We start from the raw sequence: 20,991 nt of genomic DNA, 5'->3' as shown, positions 1-20,991 counted from the left end.
CCCTTAGCTATTTTTAACGCTTTTCTTGAGTACGTCGGCAAACTGCGCTGCCATGGCTTCGCGATTTTCAGGGGCTACCTGAGTATTTAAAATGTGCGTAATGACATTTCCTAACACCATAAGTGAAAGATCGCGGTTTGCACCGCCTTCTTCAAGGGTTAGAATAACGTTATTCATTAGCGTTTCGAATTCGTCGTTGCTATAGCGGCTCTGTTGGGGCATTGCTACGCCTCTTTTTTATGATTTCTTTGATAAAAAGAATGGTTTTACACGTAAAATGATTATAATCGTTGTTTGAGTGAGTACAATCATTCATTCTAAAATCCCGCAATTCTTTGGATATTTCTGACATTTTTTAAGCAACAGGACACCCGATACTCTATGAGTGCACTGATTCATCACTTTGTTGTACATCGTTTGATTGTAAACAAAGAAGAGAAAATTGAAGCAATTCCACGTGACAACTGCTTAGCTGTTACTCCGGAAATCGAGCTTCTTGCCCATCAAATAAACCACAGTTTCAATGCTAAACCTGGAAAAGGGGTTGGCCACTTCGTGACGGAAGTTACCCGTGAAGCAAAAGTGGAAAACGAAGAAGGCGAAGCGACTACTCAAAAAAGCACCGAGAACGTAGCAGAGTTCGCGGAAGGCCTTAAGCAATACATGGATATTCAAAAAGCGGCGGGTGATAACGTTGAAGATGCATTCCATGCGTTTTCGGTATCAGCGACCAATCGCTTAGTTCGCACTTTGGCAGAAACGGGTACGGTTGAGACCGGTTTTCTTATTTTCTGCCAGTATGAGTATTTAGCCACACAGTATTTGATGATTGCATTGTTAAATACCCGCTCGCACGTTGAAGTGACAAACTCTTTAGACCTTTCCGCGCGTGAACACTTAGATTTAGCAAAAATGCAGCTCGCTGTGCGGTTCGATTTAACCCAGTGGGATATTCAGCCAGAGCAGCAGCGTTACGTTAGTTTTATTAAAGGTAGAATGGGACGTAAGGTATCAGACTTCTTTATGCAGTTTGTAGGCTGCGAAGAGCTGGTTGATGTTAAACAGCAAAATAAACAACTGATTTCTACAGTTGATGCCTACCTAGCCAGTGAGTCACTAGACCCGCAAGAGCAGCACCAGCATAGAGAAGAAGTTAAATCGTACTTTAAAGAAAAGATTGATGCGGGCGAGAGTTTATCGGTAGATGAACTGGCTAACCGACTTCCACAAAATGAAGAAACTAGCAGTAACTTTTCTGCGTTTACACAGTCTATGGAAGTACCGCTTGAAAAAGAAATTCAGCCAGACCCTGCAGCGCTGAAACAACTTGCTAAATTTACCGGTCAGGGCGGTGGTATATCGCTTAGCTTCGAACGCAAATTAATGGGCGATCGGGTATTTTACGACCCAGCTACTGATACGCTAACAATCCGTGGAATTCCACCTAATTTAAAAGATCAGCTTAATCGCCAATCTTCAATGGACTAGTCGCTGCGAAGCAAAGATAAAAAACGTATACTAGTTAGTAGAATATAAACTCGATTCAAGGGTGTTATGCAATTATTTGTAAATGATTTGACAGTGATGGACTTCTCTTACCTTTGCTCAAAGCGCGGTATGGTAGGGGAAAGCTGGATTGTCGATGTGATTTTGGACGGTGAGCTCAACGAAGAGAGCATGGTTCAAGACTTTGGTCACGTGAAAAAGAACTTAAAGCGACTAATCGACGAATATGTTGATCACAAGTTGCTTGTACCTGCTGAATACAGCGGTTCAGAGGTTATTCACGACGACGATTCTGAACAGGTAGAAGCGCGCTTTACCTGCATTGATGGGCGTAGCATCATGCTACATTGCCCCGCTGAAGCTTATGCATTTGTTTATTCTGATGAGATAAACATGGAATCTGTTGGCGTTTACTTAAAAGAAGTATTGGCGACACATCTTCCAGAAAACGTTGAAAACATTACGCTGCATCTACGTGAGGAAGTCATTAATTCTCCGTATTATCACTATACCCACGGGCTTAAAAAGCACGACGGTAATTGTCAGCGTATAGCGCACGGTCACCGTTCGCGAATCGATATTATCCTTGACGGCAAAGTGTGTGTTGAAAGTCAGCAGTACTGGGCTGACCGTTGGGCCGACATCTATATAGCTACCCGTGAAGACGAAATAGCGTACAGCGACAGAAAGCTTAAAGGTCAAGTTTCAAATGACGCGGATTACTACTGTTTTGCTTACGAGTCGTCACAAGGCTATTTTGAACTATTAATTCCTAAGTCAGATTGTGAAGTCATCGAAACCGACTCAACAGTCGAGTGTTTGGCGCAGTATCTGCTTGAAGAGCAGAAGAAACGCACGCCTGATGGCGTTTGCCAAGTTATTGCTTATGAGGGCGTAGGTAAAGGCGCCACAGTAAAGGGTTAACATTCGACTACTGCTCGTTATAGGGAAAGAAAACATCTATGGCATTCACGCCTTCAAAAAACGCATTGCATAGCGCACTATCTCGTGTAATGAGTTGTGTAGTGGCAATTAGCACAGTTGCCTCTATGCCATTTGCTTACGCAGAGGTAGAGTTAAACGGCCAAAAAGAAGCGTTATCTAGTCAAGAGCAAGTAAACGTTGTGTTGAACGGTAAGTTTACGCAAGGTGCCTTACTGCGCGGGCAAGCTCCCGCTGGGTCCAAAGTCACGCTTAATGGCGAAACTGTTCAAACCAACAAAGACGGAAAATTTGTTGTTGGCTTTGAACGGGAAGCGCCACTGCAGCAAACGTTGGTTGTAAAATTAGACAACGGCCAAAAGTGGCAGCGAGACATTACCCTTGAAAAACGCGAATACAACATTCAGCGAATTGACGGGCTAGAGCAAAAAATGGTTTCTCCGCCAGAAGAAGTGACGGCGCGTATTAAGCAAGACAATATCAACGTTGCTAACGCGCGAAGCGGTAATACTGACTTAGATGCATTATTCACCCGGTTTGAGTGGCCTGCGAAAGGCGTTATTTCCGGTGTTTACGGTAGTCAGCGCATTCTAAATGGCGTGCCGAAATGGCCGCATTATGGTTTGGACATCGCCAATGAAACGGGCACGCCTGTGTATGCCCCAGTTGATGGTGTGGTAACAATGGCTGATGATCTCTATTATTCGGGTAACACCTTGATTCTCGACCACGGCATGCGCGTGTTTTCAACGTTTCTTCATATGGATACTATAACGGTAGAAGTGGGTGAAACCGTCAAGCAAGGCGAGCAGATTGGAACGATAGGTTCAACAGGGCGCTCTACAGGGCCGCATCTGGATTGGCGTATTAATTTGGGCAACACTCGTTTAGACCCACAGACTATTATTTCGGGGTCGCCCGAACAGTAACCATTAATTTGATTTTGTTTTAACGGTCATAAAGAAAAAGGCGCTTTCAGGTAAACTCTCAAAGCGCCTTTTTAGTTTTTACGCTACAGGGCGGAGTTATTTCCCCAGCCACTGATTAAGCTTTTCTTCATCAGTGATTTCAAAGTAAGCCATTTCTTTTCTTGCCTGAGTTACCTCAAGAGGCAGCGTTAGAAGTCGCCCGTCACGAATAAGCGTTAATTCTACCTTTGGCGTTTGAGCATTATCTAATAGGCGCTGAAGCTTCTGGGCATTGACGATATGACCGTCTAACCCAATGATGACATCGTTTAAAAGAACACCTGCCTTCATTGCGGCAAGACCCTCAAATACCTGCATTACCGTAAGTCCGAAGGTAGCTGGCTTTAACGTGGCGCCAAGCTGATTTTTAATAGCAGGCAGCGAGGAGGCACCGCCTTTATCTTCACCTGACACGCGAGCACGAACCGCATAGTTAACGCCCATTTCAGATACTAACGAAGCCAATTCTACATCGTCTGTGCCATACACCACGCGATTTAAGTATTCTGAAACATCAATGCCAAAATGCGTTGTACATAGATTTTGGATCACGTCATCAGGCGTACCTTTTTCATCCACGCCATAGTGTTTCCACAATAAGTGCATCAAGGTATCTAAATTCACTTGTTCGCTTGACTGCTTACGAAGGAGTAAATCTAACCCAAGGGCGATAATGCCACCCTTTGTGTAATAACTGACAATATTGTTAGTAGCGCTAGCGTCTTGCTTATAAAACTTTGTCCATGCGTCGAAGCTACTTTCTGCTGCACTTTGTTTAAAGCGACCAGCGTTTTGCAAAAGTCGACTGACATTTTGCGCAACAATATCGAGGTATTTCTGTGGTTCGATAACGCCGGCTCTAGCAAGGGTGACGTCATCATAGAAACTGGTAAAGCCTTCATAAATCCACAGCTGATTGGTGTATGTTTCCTGAGATAAGTCTGGTTTCACCATTACGCTAGGTTTAATGCGCTTAACATGCCATGTGTGGAAAAATTCATGGCTGCACAGACTTAAGAATGTGATGTAGCTGTCGGTTTTTTTCTCACTTTCACCCACTTGAGGAAGGTCGAAGCGAGGGTAAAGAAGGGCAGTAGAATACTTATGCTCTAAACCGCCGAACCCATTGTCGGCAAGCAGCGTCATAAACAGATAGTTATTAATAGGTTGTGGAGCACTAAACAAATCTAGGTGGTGCTTGCAAATTGGCGTTAAGTCATTTGCTATGCGCTCATAATCAATATTGTTGTTACCTGAGAAAAGTAACGTAAACGTAATGCCGTCAACTTCAAAGCTGTGAGTGTCTGCAATGCCCACATAAATGGGATGATCAATGAGCTCATCGTAATTTTTTTCAATGAAGTGCCACCGAGAAGGGCTTGTGCTTTCACAACGAGAAGGCATAGACGTATAAGCCTTCCAATCTGCGATTGTCGAATCGTTGTCGTTAAGCTCAATGTCCACCTCACACGGCACTTTCTCGAAGCCGGAAACGTTTAGAAACGCACTGGTTCCATTTATAAACGCATATTGGTCGTTCATAAAAGCAGAGCGAATAGATAAGTCGTTGGCATAAACCGAGTAAACGACCGTACATGGTTTTCCATCTGTTTCTACACGCCAAGTTTGTTTATCGAGCTTAGTTACCGAAAGGCTATAAACGCTTCTATCGCCAACATTTTCAGTACTATGACCTTCAGAAGTGTTTGCAGTTAGCTCGATAATGCTTTTTGCAAAATCGCGCACCATGTAGCTTCCCGGGATCCAGCTTGGAAGGCTAAGCTCAATTGATGAGCCAGAATGCTCAGGTATTTGCAGCGCGACAGTAAATTGATGGGCACGCCAATTGGAAATAGTTAACGTATAGCGAAGAGCAGAAGTCATAAACGTCCGAAAAGATAAGCAAAACTATCCCTCAACTATATCAACCTATTGAGTTAATCCCAATAGATTGCCTGCTACTAAGGGGCAATATTTACGTTTATTGAACATGGTTTTCAATCGTAGTATTGATAAGTTTTTGTTTGATGCGTACATTGAGTTAAATGATATTAAATCCAGCAATAACAAATACAAATGGCTGAAAAAATACAAAGCAATTTACTAAGCGAAGATAATTTGGAATCGTTGCGTACGCTGGTACCTGGCGATACAGTAGATTTACAAATTGCTATGCCTGCAGCGCCAAAGCGTGTGAAGACTGACTACATAGGCATGCTTATTGATGAATGTTTGCTTTTTCATATTCCAACATCGGCGAAGTGGATTACCGTTAGGGATGCTTTGACTGTTGGCAACGATATCGTGGTGCGTTCTGTGCTTGAGGGTGACACTGGCCTGGTTATTGCGTTTAAAGTGAAAGTACTCAAATTGCTTTCCAAGCCATCAGGCTTACTTATTACAACCTTTCCGAAACGTATTGAAAGTATAGGACTTCGCGCTGTAAAGCGTGCTCAACTTGGCGTTTCAGTAACGTTAGAAGCTGACGTTTATCCCAGTGACGAAAACGTAACGGGGATCATCATCGATTTAAGTGAAAAAGGGTGCAAAGTAGCATTACAGGTCAAGCCAAATTGGCCGGTAATGCTCGATGAAGCTGAGGTTAAGCTAAACTATTCGTTGGACGGTAAAGAAGTAGCGCTTACTGCAAAAGTTAAAAATCATAAGCTTGATAGTGATGTGGTTTATTATGGGCTCGCCTTTACCTGTGAAGAAAAATTGATAAAAACGCTGTTGTCCCGACACACATTGTTAACGTAGGAAAACAATAGTTGGGTGCTCTTTAGATAATAATCAAAATAACAGGCTAAGGGGATCTACATGAGAAGTATTGAGCGACTTTTAATGCAGTATGGTGAGAGCCACCAAAATAAAACTAACATTATCATTCATGCTATAGCCGTACCCAGCATCTATTTCGTAACGATAGGTTTGCTGTGGAGTTTGCCGATACCTGAAATGATAGCGCAGTTCGATATAACGTGGGCGCATATCATAGCGGTTCCTGTATTGTATTATTATTTTATGTTGTCTGGTCCGATTGGGGCTGCAATGACCCTCTTAACTATACTGTGTTTCGGTGCAGTTAATACCCTAGACCACTTCAGTATCTCAGTATGGTTATTTTCTCTTGTACTGTTTGTCGTTATGTGGATTTTGCAGTTTATTGGCCATCATATCGAGGGCAAAAAGCCTTCGTTTTTTGACGATTTGCGCTTCTTGCTGGTTGGCCCAGCCTGGTGGTGGGTGCACTGGCTGAAAAGAATGAATATCAGTTACTGAGCTTAATCAGCGAATTGATATAGCCAAAACATGTCTAATTTCAAGATTTTGCCCTGCGACAAGAAGCATAAGGGGCACGACCAAGGCGCTTGGGTCGTGGCAAGGCTTGCGTATAATCTTCTTATAAGTTTTTAAATTGGTAATATTGTGAGTCGCTTTCAGCGTGTAATAGAAAGTAATGAACGTTTATTTTGGACATTGCACAGTGCAGGCTGGGCAGGGTTCGCAATAATTTATTACATCGGATCTTTTCTCCATGATGTTCGACCCATTTGGGTTTTCATCATCATGCTTAATGCCTATGCAGGATGGTTGCTAACCATTCCGCTTCGCTACATCTATCGATGGGCAAGAAAGCAATCACCGCTCAACATGATCATCATAGTTATTGTGAGTTGCTACTTAATTGCTTTGCTATGGGCCGTGGTTAAAAACATTAACTACTGGGAAATCTACAAGCACGGATATCGCCCAGACGAATGGTATATGTATTTTACCAACACTATTAACTCGCTAATAATGGTGGGTTGTTGGAGTGGTGTGTACTTTGGCATCAAGAACTTCCAAATGCTTCAAAAAGAGAAGCAGAACGCGCTAAAGGCGAGTACCATGGCGCACCAAGCTCACATAAAGATGTTGCGCTATCAACTCAACCCGCATTTTCTCTTCAATACGCTTAACGCTATCTCAACCCTTATTCTTTTAAAAGAGAACGACACAGCAGAAGCGATGGTGTCGCGTTTGAGTGACTTTCTACGTTATTCATTAGACAACGACCCGATAAAGCGAGTACCGCTAGGTCAGGAAATAAAGGCATTACGACTCTATCTAGAGATAGAGAAGGTACGTTTTGACGATCGTCTAGAAGTGCTATGGGACATCGATGAAGGGTGTGAAAGTGCACTTGTGCCGAGCATGATCTTGCAGCCCATTATTGAAAACTCAATAAAGCACGCCATATCTAAGATGGAAAATGGTGGTCGTATAGCGATTACGGCACGTACATTTGGCAATGATTTGTTAATGGATGTTGCCGATAACGGCCCTGGTGCAGATATCAAAGACGGAACACTTAGTCGAGAAAACGGCGTAGGCCTAGCCAATATAAAAGAGCGTTTGCAATCCCTCTATCAGCGTAATTTTGCATTCTCTATAGAACACAATCAGCCTTCAGGCGTGCGAGTTAGAATACGCATTCCCTATGAAGTTAAGGACGTATAACATGACAAAGCAAGTGATTAAAACCATTGTAGTGGACGACGAACCTTTAGCACGCAAGGGCCTTCGTGCCAGGTTAGAGCGTCATGATGATGTGCAGGTGCTTGCAGAGTGTCAGAACGGCCTAGAAGCTGTAAGTAGCATTTCTCAACATCGTCCAGATTTGGTGTTTTTAGATATTCAAATGCCTGGCTTAAACGGCTTTCAGGTTATTCACAAGTTGCGCGAACTGAAACAGCCCATTCCCATGATCGTTTTCATAACTGCTTATGACAGCTACGCAATAAAAGCATTTGACGTGCATGCTTTAGATTATCTGTTAAAGCCAGCAGACGACGAGCGCTTAGGTGCGGCGTTAAATAAAGTACGTGAATATTACTCAACTCAACATCAAGATGAGCAGTCACAAAAATTGGTAAGCCTTGTTGCTGAACTTACTGGCGATGATTGCGAAGAGATTTTACGCAAGTTAGCTAATGGTGAGCCGGTTGAAACCAATCCATACCCAGATGTATTGGCTATTAAAGATGGCTCAGAAGTAACGCGCGTAAACGTTCAAGACATTCAATGGATTGATGCTGCAGGTGATTATATGTGCGTTCACGCACTGGATGGCATGCATATAATGCGCAAAACCATGAAAGAACTTGAGCAGGAACTCAACCCACAGTTCTTTGTTCGAGTGCACCGTTCAGCTATTGCTAATATCCGTTTTGTTAAAAAGTTAGTGAGCCATATTAGTGGCGAATATCATTTAATACTTCAAAATGATACAGAACTTAAAGTGAGTCGCAGTCATCGTGATAAAGTGAAAGCGGCAATGAAGATGTAAACAAGCTTGAGCATTAAGTACTAAAAGGCGGTGTTTTATTATAAAGCACCGCCTTTTTTGTTTTTACAATCTATAAAAGTTTCAAGTTAAACAGCGTCTGAACCATCTTACTTAGTCGCAGCTGTATCTTTCGTTCATTAGGGTACGCATAGCGTCAACCCGGGCTTGATTGAGGGGTTTTGTTTCTTCCCAAGTTTTGGGTAGAGGTACGGTAATAGGGCGCTGATTAACTTCACCAACCATTATGTTGGTGACGTCGCTTCCTACTAAGCTTATGGCGAATTCGCCAAGAGTAGTGGCGAGTAGTCGGTCCTGTGCTACCGGCGAGCCGCCACGTTGGACATGTCCCAAGGTTACTGGCCTAACGTCGTTGATATTGTGATACTGCAAAGCTTCGGTTAATCCTGTTAAGCCATTAGGCCAAACGTTTTCAGCTACTACAACAATAAAACTGACGGGCCCTTTCAAAGCACGCTGCGCTTTTATCTGGTTTACGATCTTTTTGATTTCAGTCTCAGCGGATTCAAAAAACTCAGGAACAACCACATAGTCAGCCGCAGCGGAAAGGGCACCATTTAATGCTAAAAAGCCAGCATTGCGACCCATTACTTCTACAAGGAAAATACGTTCGAACGCATCAGCTGTATCACGAACTTTATCGATAGAACTCATGGCGGTATCTATTGCGGTAAAGTAGCCTATAGTCGCATCAGTACCCGCTATATCGTTATCAATTGTTCCCGGAATACCAAGAATCTGGCCATCCCATAGTTCGCTCAACTTTGCTGCGCCGCGAAAAGATCCGTCACCACCGATTACAATAAGTGTGTCGATCTCGGCTTGTCTCAAGTTATCAGCCGCTTTGATAAGCCCTTCACGATTTTTAAATTCTTTACACCTTGCGCTGTGTAGTATGGTGCCGCCTTGCTGGATAAGATTGTGCGTTGAATCAAGAGATAGAGGAATAAACTCTTGCTGTAGTAATCCGTTGTAGCCGTGCTTGTAGCCAAGCAAGGTGAAGTTAGCTTTCTGACACGCAATAATTGCGGCACGTATACATGCATTCATACCTGGGGCGTCGCCACCAGAGGTTAAAATTGCGACACGTTTTGACACATTAAAGTCCTTCTTTTTACAGGCAATGCCATTAAAGTAGAGTAAAGGCTGTGCAACGTAAAGTTCTCTATTGCGGATATTTATTGCGTAATATCAAAGTAAAATTCAATTTTTCGGTACACAGCAATACGCGTTTTTACTTGTCACGACGTAACTAACGTAAAAAAGGAAATACTATGCGTTCATTGTTGGTTGTTGTCTTTATTATTTTTCTTACTTCATGCAGTTCTAAGCTTGCCTATAACAACCTAGATTGGTGGGTGTATTGGTACATGGACGACTACATCGAGCTTAAAGATGAGCAAGAGGAGAAGTTTGATGCGCATTTACAAAATTGGTTGAGCTGGCACAAGAAGAGTGAGCTTACTCGTTATAAAGCGCAATTAGAGGATATAAAAAAGCAGATTCAGAGTGACACCCTTAACTCGAGTATTGTTTATAACAACCTTGAGCTAGCTAGATCGCATTGGGAGCGCGTACGAGACGAGGTCAGTCCTGAATTAGCGGCTATTGCTAAAACACTCGATGATGAACAAGTTGTCACCCTGTTTGCGGCTTTAGAAAAAGACAATAAAGAAGAAGAGGAAGAGCGACAAGAGGCGCTGGAAAAGTCTGAAGCAGAGAGACTTAAAGATAGAATCGAGCGAATACAAGAAACAATAAGTGAGCGTATTGGAGATCTAAGTAAAGAGCAAAAACAAATTGTTAGCACCTACGCGCAACAGTTTATTTCCACAGGTGACGCTTGGATAACGTATCGCAGAAACATTCAAAATGCGGCAAGAAAGTTATTCGTTTCGCGCAAGCAAAACGAAAGGTTTGAGCAAGAATTGGTGTCGCTAATGCAAAATCCGGATAATTATAAAAGCGATGTGTACAAGCAAAGTAGTGCTCATAATATGACTGTGACGGCAACGCTACTGGCCGAGATATTTTCAACTCTTTCAGAGAAACAGCGTCAAACACTGATTGAAAACGTGGATGAGCTAATCGAAACGGTTGATAATTTTATGGATTAATTAGTAATACTCTGGCTCAGTACACATTCAGCTCGGTCGATACAGTACTGGTCTTCTCGTAATACAAGAAGAAAACTCCGACTTATGGTGGTAGCACTCAGTACTAAATAAGGTATTAAGTTATAATTCTTTCCAATCGATTTTAAGAACTTTACCTTCTTCGTTAGCAACGAAAAGGGGAAGTTCGGTCAATTTAGTGTTTTTTTGTTTTAATGTTTTAAGGTTCTCGTAGGAATACTGCCTCTGTATATGCCACTCTACCTTATTCCTTGATTTGTATTCTAAATCAATATTCCACCTACCCAGATAAGAAACCGCGCTTGGTTGAAGCGAGAAAAAGCAGCCATCGCATTCAGGTTTTTTAAAACGTCTTACCCCAATGTTCGAAAAAGCTGGAGTTATCGATTTTAGATAGTATTTGCCAGTTTTAACTTTGACGAGTTTTGGGAGGTGTTTCTCGTTAGCTTGACTACCCTCGAATTGCTGTGTGCTAGGTACTTTTAATCCGCGAATAACAAATATTTCACCACTGTTTAGCTCTTCAAATGTCATTCTGTGAATACCAGCATCGGCTAGTACAAAAGACTCGTTCTGACTTAGCGCCTGTTCATTGGCGCTAACCTCGTCGATTAAAATTGCCACCAGTAAAAAAACTAACAATCTCATAGCTCACCAGTTTTCTAATTCAAAAGCCAATATATTTAGAGAGTTCATCTCTAAGGTTGGTGTATTTTTCTTTGTAAGGCGCCTTAAGTGACATATCGTCAATCAATTTAAACAGCCGCTTACACTCATTAATGAGTTTCATTTCGGCTTTATCTTCTTTGATTGCAATTTGTAGAAGACACTGTAATAGATTAAGCGCAACCCCTGTATTTACAGGAGCAAAGCCTTGAGCAAGGGCAAACGAAGCTTTAGCACGTTCGTAATCTTGCTGCTGATAGTGTTGAATGCCTTCGCGGTTGAACTGTTGATAACTGGCTAAGTTTTTCTGAGCATTGAGGGCTTGCGCATCAAGCATGTTTAGACTGTTTTGGTCGAGCTCATCCTGTCTTGAAGTTAAAAGTGCATTCAACTGTAGCGCATCATCAAACTCACCCAGTTTATACATAACGTTAATACTGTCAGGAATAAACGCGGTAGGAACTTCCGTGTACTTATCATCAAGAAGCGTTTGTGACGTTGTTAAGTGGCGTTTGGCATCAATCAGTTTGCCGTCTATAGCGCTAATTCTAGCGTTGACGATTGTGCCAAATATATCTACGTCAAAATCTCTGTCCATTTTTTGAAGATGTTCATCAAACTTTCCTCGTTGCAGGGTAAGTAATGCTTCTTGCTGATACTTATTGCGCTGGCGCTTGTCGTCTGCAAACTCTGCGACATCTAAAAGGCTTCGGATAATACCGCACCAGTGTAAACTTGTTTTGTGAACGGTTCGTTTTGATAAATCCCAGATCGCTTGGCTTGAACTCGCTGCCAGCACTAAATCGTCATTTTGCCGACCTATTTCACAGGCTTTGAAATGCCTGGGTAAGGAGTAGGGTGACAGTTTTATTGCTTCTTTTATTGCATCTAGTGCTTTGTCGCCAGCTGTGGTGGCTTGGTGTGCTTGCGCAAGAATATCGTGGGCGTCTGCATTGAACCGGTTACGCTTTAGCGTTCTCTTGGCAATTGAAATCGCTTTCTCATATTCCTTTAAAAGCAAGTAAGTTTTTCCAATAGCTATTTGTGCCCACAGCACGGGTTTTCCGTCAATGTAGTCACGTAACACATCTAGCGCTTTATCGGGTTGCTTTATACGCCAGTATAGCTCGACTAATAGCTGTTCACAGTGACCTTTATAGTGGGAAGGGGCGTCAAGTAACGCTTCGATATGGTCGATCGCACTGTTTATTTCACCTTGTTCAACGAGACTAAACGCTTGCTGGAGAAACTGTCTTTTTTGCCACGCACGAACAATACGAGACTTCAGCTGAACTTGAGAAAAGGGCTTAATTAAAAAATCATCGGGTCTACGTTCAATACTGCCCAACACTACCGGTCGAGCGCTATCTGCGCTTATCAGAATGAACACCGATGTGGGACTGATAAGCCTTCGAGTGCGCAACTCTTCAATGAGCTCATAGCCATTCTTGTTGTCAGCTCCCAAGTGTAGATCACAAATGACAATATCAAACTTATGCTTTTTACATAGTGATACCGCTTGTTCAGCAGATGACTTCGTAACTACATCAGATGCGCCCATCGAATGCATCAGCCCCTTTAATAAAAGAAGGAAAGGGCGTTGGTCTTCAACAATCAGTACTTGTTTGTTGCTAAATTGCATTTCAAATCCATGAATGAGCGCGCGATTACTTTATAGGAGTATATCTAATTTTAGATAATAAGCTTAAGAAAAACATTATCTTGCCGAAAACATAAGTATACATATGAAGTTGTAAATAAGAATGTCGCAAGAAACTGTCGAAGCTCGTGAGCAAATAACTATTGACCCCAGTATATACTGGGAGCGCAGTGGTGTGCTTGCTAAAGCATCTGCGCAGGGAGCGTTGTTCTCTTTATATCTTGCTATGCAACAACATAGTGTGGCTGAGCCATTTGAAATTGAAGCGGTAGCGTCAGAATCTGATGATAAAAGTAGCATCGAATCCAAGCTTGCATCGTTAAATTATTATAGAAGACCATCGCTAGCCGCTAATGAAAGCGAATGGGGAAAAATGCGCGTTTTGTCTGAGTTAGTATCTCAAGACTATGCGGCAGCAAGGTTATATTTAAGTATGAATCCCTCTCCACTTTCACAAACTGATGATGCTAAACGTCTACCCGACGATGTAGTAGATAATTGTAGTTTGGCAACACAAAAGCGGTTGAAAAAGGAATACGCTAACACCGTGAAGGAAGATAATACGCTGCTATACGATATCCTTTCATCACAAGATAAAGAATACCATTCACAACAAGAAAATTCGTCACACTTCACATCTTTTGAGAATATTGCGTAGCAGTTATTTCAATTCGTTGTTGCGTGCTATGTTTGCGTTGACGTGCGAGCGCTAATTCGTATCCGCCCTAGTTTTTATCATTCCTTTTTGTTATATTGCGCGCCGCATTTTTGCACTGGTCTTACGCTCCAATCAGCAAAGGTTAAAATATGTCTAAATATATTGTATGCGCAATGTATAAATTTGTTGCGCTTGAAAACTTCAAAGAAATCCGCCAACCGCTTCTAGAAACAATGGAAACTAATGGCATCAAAGGTACACTTCTTCTTGCCCACGAAGGGATAAACGGTACGGTTTCTGGCACCCGCGAAGGTATCGACGCATTACTTGCTTATTTAAACAGCGACGAGCGTATTAATCCTATTTCTTGCAAAGAATCTCTTCACGATGAACAGCCGTTCTATCGCACCAAGGTAAAACTGAAAAAAGAAATTGTGACCATGGGCGTTGAGGGTATTGACCCTCGCAAAACCGTTGGTACTTACGTAAAACCTAAAGACTGGAACGCACTTATTAGCGACCCAGATGTTACGGTTATTGACACGCGAAACGGTTATGAAATTGAAATTGGTACGTTCAAACACGCTATCGACCCTAAAACCGAAACGTTTCGTGAGTTTCCTGAATACGTAGCGAAAGAGCTCGACCCGTCGAAAAATAAAAAAGTGGCAATGTTCTGCACCGGTGGTATTCGCTGTGAAAAATCGACGGCTTACTTGAAAGAGCAAGGGTTTGACGAGGTTTATCACTTAGAAGGCGGTATTCTACAGTACCTTGAAGATGTACCGAAAGAAGAGTCATTGTGGGAAGGCGATTGCTTTGTATTTGATAATCGCGTTGCAGTTAACCATGACTTAGAGAAAAGCCATTATGAGCAGTGCTACGCGTGTAGACTTCCAATTACTGAAGAAGACAAGCAGAGTGATAAGTATGAGCCGGGTGTAAGCTGCCCACACTGCTTTGGTACCCATACCGACGATCAAATTGCTCGCTTTAGAGAACGTGAAAAACAGGTTCAACTGGCAAAAGAGCGTCAACAAGAACACGTAGGAACGGAAGCGCGTTTGACCATGGAACAAAAGCGTCAGGAAAAAGCAGAAGCTCAACGTTTACGCGCACTTAAAGCAAAAGAAAATCAGGCGTAGACAGCTAGAAAGAAGGGCGTTACACTCGTGCTTATTGCAGTTGAAATAAGGAATGCGAGTGAGCACTCAACTTTCAGAATCTAAAATTGAAGAAATTAGAAAGGACTTCAGCTTTTTCGATCGTGATGGCAACGGCCAAATCGATTTGCCGGAGTTCATCGAGCTTCTAACCGTTATTTCACCAAAAACGAAAGCTAGCCACGTACAAGAAGGCTTTAAGCTTATCGATAGTAACGACGACGGTTACATCGACTTTGAAGAGTTTTTGGAGTGGTGGCAAGAAGGATGGTGGGAATACTAAGTTTAAACTTAGTAACACTTATCGTCGACTGAGGCTTTTCGACACGCTAGGCTAAGCGTGGAAACGAGGGCTAGGCCACGTAAAAGAACCAAGTGAAAACGAGTGCTTTTAAGCACTCGTTTTTTTATGTGTTGAGCTTGGTCATTCGTGTTGGGAGTGAGATATAGCTTCCTTTGAATAGCCTTCAATGTCGGCTTCGAGCGTTTAGCGGACGTTGGACATAACTTTTGCGGAAGTCCGCTTCAGACAAGGAGCGGACGTCCAATGATGTGATATCTGCTTATTGCTTTTGTTGTAAGTTGATATCGGAATTTATTGGCAGTCTTTGATTTTAAGAAGATAACCTGGACCAGTCTATTTTGTCCTTATAGCTTTGTGGTTGCTGATCAATCGATTGCATTACTTTTTCAAGTATCGTAGCTGCCGAGGCGCCTTTCTCTCGTTCTTGAGCAATCAAAATTTCATTTTGTTTAAGCAATGATTCGTTCTGGCTAGCAAAGAGAACTTCACTTGCATCAGTTACTGGCTGACCAGTTCTAGTGTATGTTGCTCCGTTACCTGTAGCCGGATTCAAACTAGAGATATCGATTAAAGGGTTATTAAGTCCGTATGTAAAAGCCGCAAGCATTTCTTCGGCTTTTTGATTGCTTTGATTGGCTACTTGCATCACAAAACTATTCGAAAACTCTCTGCCTTTTTCCTTCGCAGCCAGATCTAGCGCTGGCTTTGAAAGTGTGACTGTATCTCCTTGGCTTGTAGGCGCTTCATCAACGACATCTTGGGGCTTTGTTTCAGACTGCTTATATGTTTGTATAGGAGACGTTGCGTAACTGGATGATATGAGCATAATTTTGCCGAACTATTAATTGATGATAATAAAGAGCAATTCTTAGACCAAAACTGAACAGTATTCATTTCAGAAAAGTGCATTTTTCTTCAATAACAGATAGCTTAAAAGTTATGATTATGAGGCTTTCATCCGACTTACCACCATTAAACTACTGATAACTTAATACGGCTTTACCGGAACTGTAATAAGGCTATTTGTGCAAAACTAGCTTTGTTCGCGCGGTTTAACCGAAGAGACGCTTTTAGATTCTTGAAGTTATCCAACTGATTAACGTCGAGGCAATACTTTTCCGTTTGACGGCAGGCATTGTCCTTCTGAGATTCGATAGCTCCCTCGACCCTATTGTTTGATGTTTCGCTCCTGAACGACCGCAATACGTACTTTTTTGCCGTTTAATTACAAATATTCGAAAGGCTGCTATTGGCTAATAGCTGTCGGTGAGGTAATCGTATTAATCAAAACTATCAGTACAATTAGGTGTCACTGATTGTGAGGTCTTGTTGCTAGTAAAGAGGCTCGAGTTCGCTAATTTTAGACCGAGAAGCTTTACAGAAAGGTAACGTTAATCGTCATTAACGTTACTTGAGCTACCAATTATTATTTTGTACCGCTTGATATTTACTAAATGAGCAAATTGGTGTTAACAAAATGATATGTGTGATTACGTCAAAGTCGTACGGTATTTGTATCGTTAGATTCATTCAATTCATTTTACGTTTACTGCTTTTCAGCTTCCTTCCACCTTTTAAAGATGCGCATAGTTTTATAACTGTGCGCCTTTCTATATTCTTTAGCCTGATGAATTTTGGTTAATTTGCCTTCTCTTCTATCCATATAAGTCAGAACAGGTTCAACCCGAAAACACTTTTTACTCTGAGAAGAATGTCGTTGGTTTTTTCTCGTGAAATTTCGCTACCTGCTCGTAATATATCGATTAACTGCGCCTTATCCTTAAGGTATTTCTCCCGGCGCTCACGTATTGGCTTCAACACCTCTTGCAGGCACTCTTCCAGTATCTTCTTTGTCGTTCCATCACCAAGGCCACCACGTTGATAGTGTTTTTTGAGTTGACTGACATACTTTATATCTGGGTGAAAAGCATCTAAATACGTGAATACAACATTTCCTTCTACTTTACCTGGGTCTTCAACTTTCAGGTGGTCAGGGTCTGTGTACATGCTACGAACAGCGGTGCTTATCTCTTTTTCTGTAGCGCCAAGGTTTATGGTATTACCCATCGATTTACTCATTTTGTTTTTGCCGTCAGTGCTAGGTAGTCGTGATGCATTGCTGAGTAATGGCTTACACTCTTTCAACACTGGCTTTCCTGCTAATGAGTTAATCTTCCTTACGATTTCATTGGTTTGTTCAATCATTGGCAATTGGTCATCACCAACTGGAACTAGTGTCGCGTTAAACGCGGTGATGTCAGCCGCTTGAGATATTGGATATGTTAAGAAGCCTGCGGGTAAAGAGCGCTCAAAGCCTTTGCTTTTGATTTCACTTTTTACGGTAGGATTACGCTCAAGTCGAGTTACAGTTACCACGTTACTGTAATACATAGTCAACTCAGCGAGTGCTGGTAGCTGTGATTGCAGGCAAACAGTTGTCTTCCTTGGGTCTATGCCAACAGCCAGATAATCAGCCACCACATTTAATATGCTAGATGATACCTTTGATGGATTGTGTGCATTGTCCGTCAGACCTTGCATGTCAGCGACAAGAATGGTCTGGTCATGCTCGTCCTGCAAGGATACACGCTGCTTTAGCGAGCCAACGTAATGACCTAAGTGAAGAGGCCCAGTCGCTCGGTCGCCAGTGAGAATGACTTGTCGTTCGGTATTTGTTTGATTGGTCACGATATATCTCCAATTAAATGAAACGTGCTACTGGAGATATAAAGAACATACAGACTTAGCTACCTTCCAGCAGCAAAAGAATGTACGAATTCCGTGCCGCTCAGAGTGAGCGCCACCAGTTGAAAGAAGAGGTTGTGTTGATAAGTATCTTTTTCATTTAGATAGGCTATCAAATTAAATTGTGCGTCACAACCACTTGTGTTTTGGTCATTGTCTACCAGAAAAGTTTGACTTTGTGCTATTCGATTACTCGCTGTAAATTCTACTTCTTACTTAATCCCTTCTTCTAAGAATTCATCAATGCTTGAGCCTATAGGCATAGTGCTCTCCCATCTGTTTCGTGATGTGTTAGGTCAGGCATTAAATTATGCTTACATGTGATTTAATATCGATAAAGTGCTTTGGGCTTGTGAGTGTTTATTGTTGAAGTTGCATGAACATCTAAATGAAACAAGTCTTGTAATGTCTGCTTTTGGCACAAAACAGAAGTAGTCGAATAAAAGTAGGATTGTCAGTATCTTCTCTCAAACGAAACTTTAACACAAACGCTACTCTAAACAATCACCGCCGCCCTAAAAAGCAATCCTTGGTGAATACAAATTACCAATCAGCGCTGTATACTATATTGGCTGCGGACGCTTCTACTTCTAGTGGGGCTTTATCGAAACCGTAGTCAGCCATGTCGAAAAAGTGTTGGGTGACAACTTCATCTAAACTGGCTCGTTCAATCTGTAACACATGCACTAATTCGTGGGCTAACTTGGGTCTATTAAGCTCGAAATCTTTACGAGCATAAATCGAATAGCCGAAAACTTGTGCGTTATTTATTATTCCTTCTCCAACAAGTCCAACGGCTTCGCCAAACACTTTGAGCGCGAAGTTTTCGTAGGGATAAGGCACTTCATCTACATAAACAATTCTTACTTTTTTAGGCTGTTTTATGCCTATCTCCGCTGCTAGCGCCAATTCTTGTTCATTTAACGGTTGACCTATTTTTAAGCCTTTCATATCTGTTTCATGTGCCCACTCTATGTATTGCGGCAACAATACGCGTGCTATTATTTTTTCATAGGAGAGTGCCACAACGACTATTACTATAAACAAGGCTAACGATACGAACTTTATAAATTTCATGTGGTTAAAATCCATTTTAAAAGAGGGGAGTGTGTGCCGCTTACACGCTTTGTTGCAAACAGTTGAAGCGTGTAGTCAGCACAATCGACTTGTTGCTATATGCGTAGTAGAGCATATGATGGCGAAGTGTTCCATCAAAGGGCTGCAGGAAATGTGATTAAAAACAAAGTGAAAGGTTACACACCGCTATTCAATAGTGAATTGTGACTAGCGGCGGTGATGGTTCAGACTACGATATAGAGTTTTACTCGTCGTCGTCAGACAGAGTGTTTCTTGGCTTGCGTTTCACAGGAACCATACCAATGTCTTCTCCAGACATGGTATCGACACGTTTTTTAGTGCCAGGTTTTACTGGTTTCGCTACGCGCTTTTTACCACTTTTCGCATTTGATTGTTTCGATACTTTTTTCTTCGGCGTAAAACCTTTGAAAGACGTCGAGAATTCGTCATGCGGTGAACACTCTAACGCATATTGAAGGTGATTTTTAAGCCCCTCGAAACTGTTCCAATCACGAGGGCCAATTAGCGAGAATGCTTCGCCTTTTTGCCCAGCACGGCCTGTACGGCCGATACGGTGAATGTATTCATCAGCGTTCTTAGGAAGGTCAAAGTTAACCACCAATCCTACTTTTGATAGATCTAGTCCACGAGAGGCGAGGTCGGTAGTAACCAGAATACTGTGCTGTCCACGAGCAAACGCACTCATTACTGCTGCGCGTTGGCTTTGTAGCATATCACCACGAAGCGCAATAGCTTCTAAGTTTTGTTCGTTAAGCAGTGCTGCAATTCTATCGGTATCTTCACGGGTAGCTGTAAATACGATAGCTTGGTTGTAGGTACGATTGGCTAGTTCAAACTGTAAAATTTGATCTTTGTTATCAACATTGTCTGCAAAGAAGCACTTCTGTTCGATATCGCCATGCTCTGCGGTTGAGTCTCCTACAGCTACACGAACAGCACCTTTGGTTAACTGCGTTGTCATATGCTTTAGCTCAATATTATCGAGCGTGGCAGAAAACAACATAGTTTGACGCTTTCTGTGATCAGCATAGTCGTTAATCATTTTAAGCTGAGCAGAGAAGCCTAAGTCTAACATTCGGTCGGCTTCATCAAAGATAAGCAACTCTAAACCGTTTAAATACACACTTTTATCTAATAGATGGTCGGCTACACGACCAGCGGTACCAACGATAATGTGAGGGTTACAGCGAAGCGCTTTAACTTGGTCGTTATAATTTTCACCACCCACAATAAGTGAACAAGTAAGATTTAGCCCGGTACACATTGATTTAGCTTCAATGAAAACTTGTTTGGCTAGCTCACGAGTTGGCGCAAGAATAAGTGCGCGTGGGTCTTGACGACTAAGGGCTTTTTGCGACATTAGCCTGTTTATAGCTGGCACTAAAAAGGCGAAGGTTTTACCTGACCCCGTTTTTGATGACGCAATTATATCTTTGCCCTGAATAGCAGGCAGCATAGTGCGTTCTTGAATTTCGGTAAGCGTCGAAATGTTTTTCGTTTCGAGCTTAGAAATAATTTTGTGGTGAACAGGTAAATCAGTAACTAGCAAGAAGGTATAGCCTTTTTTAAAATGACATTCGGGCGCATTATCCCTTAATGCACGGTGCATTTAAAGGTTTATTGGAAAGGCTTGTAAGTTTGCACACTGAAGGCAGGTACTTGTAACAATCGTTACTCAACGAAGAATATAAAGTTAAAGCAAAAATGTGAGTTAACTCAATGGCGCGCTTACCACAAGAGCATAAATGCTGAATGATAAGCGCGACATTGCGAAGCAAAATTAAATGAGAAGTACA

20 protein-coding genes are annotated in these 20,991 nt (G+C 42.1%); 11 read left to right on the top strand and 9 right to left on the bottom strand.

Annotation, left to right across the window (positions count from 1 at the left end):
- Positions 1–3: 3 nt before the first annotated feature.
- Positions 4–222, bottom strand: a complete 219-nt coding sequence (locus tag MHM87_RS00975) for a DUF1414 domain-containing protein (protein ID WP_069944332.1) — start codon at positions 220–222, stop codon at positions 4–6.
- Positions 223–381: 159 nt separating this feature from the next.
- Between MHM87_RS00975 and yejK the strand changes: the two genes are divergently transcribed.
- The 3 genes from yejK (at position 382) to MHM87_RS00960 (ending at position 3,377) form a co-directional block, all read left to right on the top strand.
- A complete protein-coding gene (gene yejK, locus MHM87_RS00970; RefSeq protein ID WP_014979307.1) occupies positions 382–1,488 on the top strand; it encodes a nucleoid-associated protein YejK in 1,107 nt (368 codons plus the stop codon).
- A gap of 66 nt (positions 1,489–1,554) precedes the next feature.
- On the top strand, positions 1,555–2,430 hold the full coding sequence (locus MHM87_RS00965; protein WP_239257531.1) for a 6-carboxytetrahydropterin synthase: 876 nt from the start codon (positions 1,555–1,557) through the stop codon (positions 2,428–2,430).
- A gap of 38 nt (positions 2,431–2,468) precedes the next feature.
- The gene (locus MHM87_RS00960) at positions 2,469–3,377 is read left to right on the top strand and encodes a M23 family metallopeptidase (RefSeq protein ID WP_239257530.1); all 909 of its coding nucleotides are present in this window, start codon (positions 2,469–2,471) and stop codon (positions 3,375–3,377) included.
- Between the two features lie 96 nt (positions 3,378–3,473).
- On the opposite strand, the gene MHM87_RS00955 is transcribed toward MHM87_RS00960, so the two are convergent.
- On the bottom strand, positions 3,474–5,300 hold the full coding sequence (locus tag MHM87_RS00955) for a PDZ domain-containing protein (protein WP_239257529.1): 1,827 nt from the start codon (positions 5,298–5,300) through the stop codon (positions 3,474–3,476).
- Between the two features lie 192 nt (positions 5,301–5,492).
- On the opposite strand from MHM87_RS00955, the gene MHM87_RS00950 reads away from it, so the two are divergent.
- The 4 genes from MHM87_RS00950 to MHM87_RS00935 all read left to right on the top strand — a co-directional run bounded on the left by MHM87_RS00950 (position 5,493) and on the right by MHM87_RS00935 (position 8,748).
- A complete protein-coding gene (locus MHM87_RS00950; protein WP_239257528.1) occupies positions 5,493–6,176 on the top strand; it encodes a PilZ domain-containing protein in 684 nt (227 codons plus the stop codon).
- Positions 6,177–6,236: 60 nt separating this feature from the next.
- A complete protein-coding gene (locus tag MHM87_RS00945) occupies positions 6,237–6,698 on the top strand; it encodes an Mpo1-like protein (RefSeq protein ID WP_239257527.1) in 462 nt (153 codons plus the stop codon).
- Positions 6,699–6,845: 147 nt separating this feature from the next.
- Positions 6,846–7,919: a histidine kinase gene (locus MHM87_RS00940; RefSeq protein WP_239257526.1), complete on the top strand. Its 1,074-nt coding sequence runs from the start codon at positions 6,846–6,848 to the stop codon at positions 7,917–7,919.
- A 1-nt stretch (position 7,920) separates the two neighbouring features.
- Positions 7,921–8,748, top strand: a complete 828-nt coding sequence (locus MHM87_RS00935) for a LytTR family DNA-binding domain-containing protein (protein WP_061095002.1) — start codon at positions 7,921–7,923, stop codon at positions 8,746–8,748.
- Positions 8,749–8,859: 111 nt separating this feature from the next.
- On the opposite strand, the gene MHM87_RS00930 is transcribed toward MHM87_RS00935, so the two are convergent.
- Positions 8,860–9,864 (bottom strand): ATP-dependent 6-phosphofructokinase, encoded by a 1,005-nt coding sequence (locus MHM87_RS00930; RefSeq protein WP_014949508.1) that lies wholly within the window; start codon positions 9,862–9,864, stop codon positions 8,860–8,862.
- Between the two features lie 176 nt (positions 9,865–10,040).
- Between MHM87_RS00930 and MHM87_RS00925 the strand changes: the two genes are divergently transcribed.
- Entirely contained in the window at positions 10,041–10,883 is an 843-nt protein-coding gene (locus MHM87_RS00925) for a DUF6279 family lipoprotein (RefSeq protein WP_239257525.1), read from the top strand.
- Positions 10,884–11,003: 120 nt separating this feature from the next.
- On the opposite strand, the gene MHM87_RS00920 is transcribed toward MHM87_RS00925, so the two are convergent.
- Both MHM87_RS00920 and MHM87_RS00915 read right to left on the bottom strand, forming a co-directional pair.
- Entirely contained in the window at positions 11,004–11,549 is a 546-nt protein-coding gene (locus MHM87_RS00920; protein ID WP_039227739.1) for a hypothetical protein, read from the bottom strand.
- Positions 11,550–11,568: 19 nt separating this feature from the next.
- Positions 11,569–13,209, bottom strand: a complete 1,641-nt coding sequence (locus tag MHM87_RS00915; protein WP_069944342.1) for a response regulator — start codon at positions 13,207–13,209, stop codon at positions 11,569–11,571.
- A gap of 121 nt (positions 13,210–13,330) precedes the next feature.
- Here MHM87_RS00915 and MHM87_RS00910 point away from each other — a divergent pair, with 121 nt between their 5' ends.
- The 3 genes from MHM87_RS00910 to MHM87_RS00900 all read left to right on the top strand — a co-directional run bounded on the left by MHM87_RS00910 (position 13,331) and on the right by MHM87_RS00900 (position 15,331).
- Positions 13,331–13,885, top strand: coding sequence for a VC2046/SO_2500 family protein (locus MHM87_RS00910; RefSeq protein WP_239257524.1), 555 nt, complete (start codon positions 13,331–13,333; stop codon positions 13,883–13,885).
- A 149-nt stretch (positions 13,886–14,034) separates the two neighbouring features.
- On the top strand, positions 14,035–15,030 hold the full coding sequence (locus MHM87_RS00905) for a rhodanese-related sulfurtransferase (protein WP_239257523.1): 996 nt from the start codon (positions 14,035–14,037) through the stop codon (positions 15,028–15,030).
- A gap of 58 nt (positions 15,031–15,088) precedes the next feature.
- Positions 15,089–15,331, top strand: coding sequence for an EF-hand domain-containing protein (locus tag MHM87_RS00900; RefSeq protein WP_012518428.1), 243 nt, complete (start codon positions 15,089–15,091; stop codon positions 15,329–15,331).
- Positions 15,332–15,662: 331 nt separating this feature from the next.
- Here the strand turns inward: MHM87_RS00900 and MHM87_RS00895 are convergent, their stop codons facing one another.
- The 4 genes from MHM87_RS00895 to MHM87_RS00880 form a co-directional block, all read right to left on the bottom strand.
- The gene (locus MHM87_RS00895; protein ID WP_049589234.1) at positions 15,663–16,178 is read right to left on the bottom strand and encodes a hypothetical protein; all 516 of its coding nucleotides are present in this window, start codon (positions 16,176–16,178) and stop codon (positions 15,663–15,665) included.
- A gap of 842 nt (positions 16,179–17,020) precedes the next feature.
- Complete coding sequence (trpS, locus tag MHM87_RS00890; protein WP_239257522.1) at positions 17,021–18,040, bottom strand: tryptophan--tRNA ligase; 1,020 nt, start codon at positions 18,038–18,040, stop codon at positions 17,021–17,023.
- A 600-nt stretch (positions 18,041–18,640) separates the two neighbouring features.
- Positions 18,641–19,174 carry a hypothetical protein gene (locus MHM87_RS00885; protein WP_187447591.1) on the bottom strand — a complete coding sequence of 178 codons (534 nt, stop codon included), beginning with the start codon at positions 19,172–19,174 and terminating at the stop codon, positions 18,641–18,643.
- 244 nt (positions 19,175–19,418) lie between these two features.
- Positions 19,419–20,744 (bottom strand): DEAD/DEAH box helicase, encoded by a 1,326-nt coding sequence (locus tag MHM87_RS00880; RefSeq protein ID WP_239257646.1) that lies wholly within the window; start codon positions 20,742–20,744, stop codon positions 19,419–19,421.
- Positions 20,745–20,991: the final 247 nt, after the last annotated feature.

This window comes from Alteromonas sp. Cnat3-28 (genome assembly GCF_022348265.1).
Classification (GTDB): Bacteria; Pseudomonadota; Gammaproteobacteria; order Enterobacterales; family Alteromonadaceae; genus Alteromonas; species Alteromonas macleodii.
Note: the sequence above shows the minus strand (reverse complement) of the source record. Positions and strands in the feature narration are given on the sequence as shown.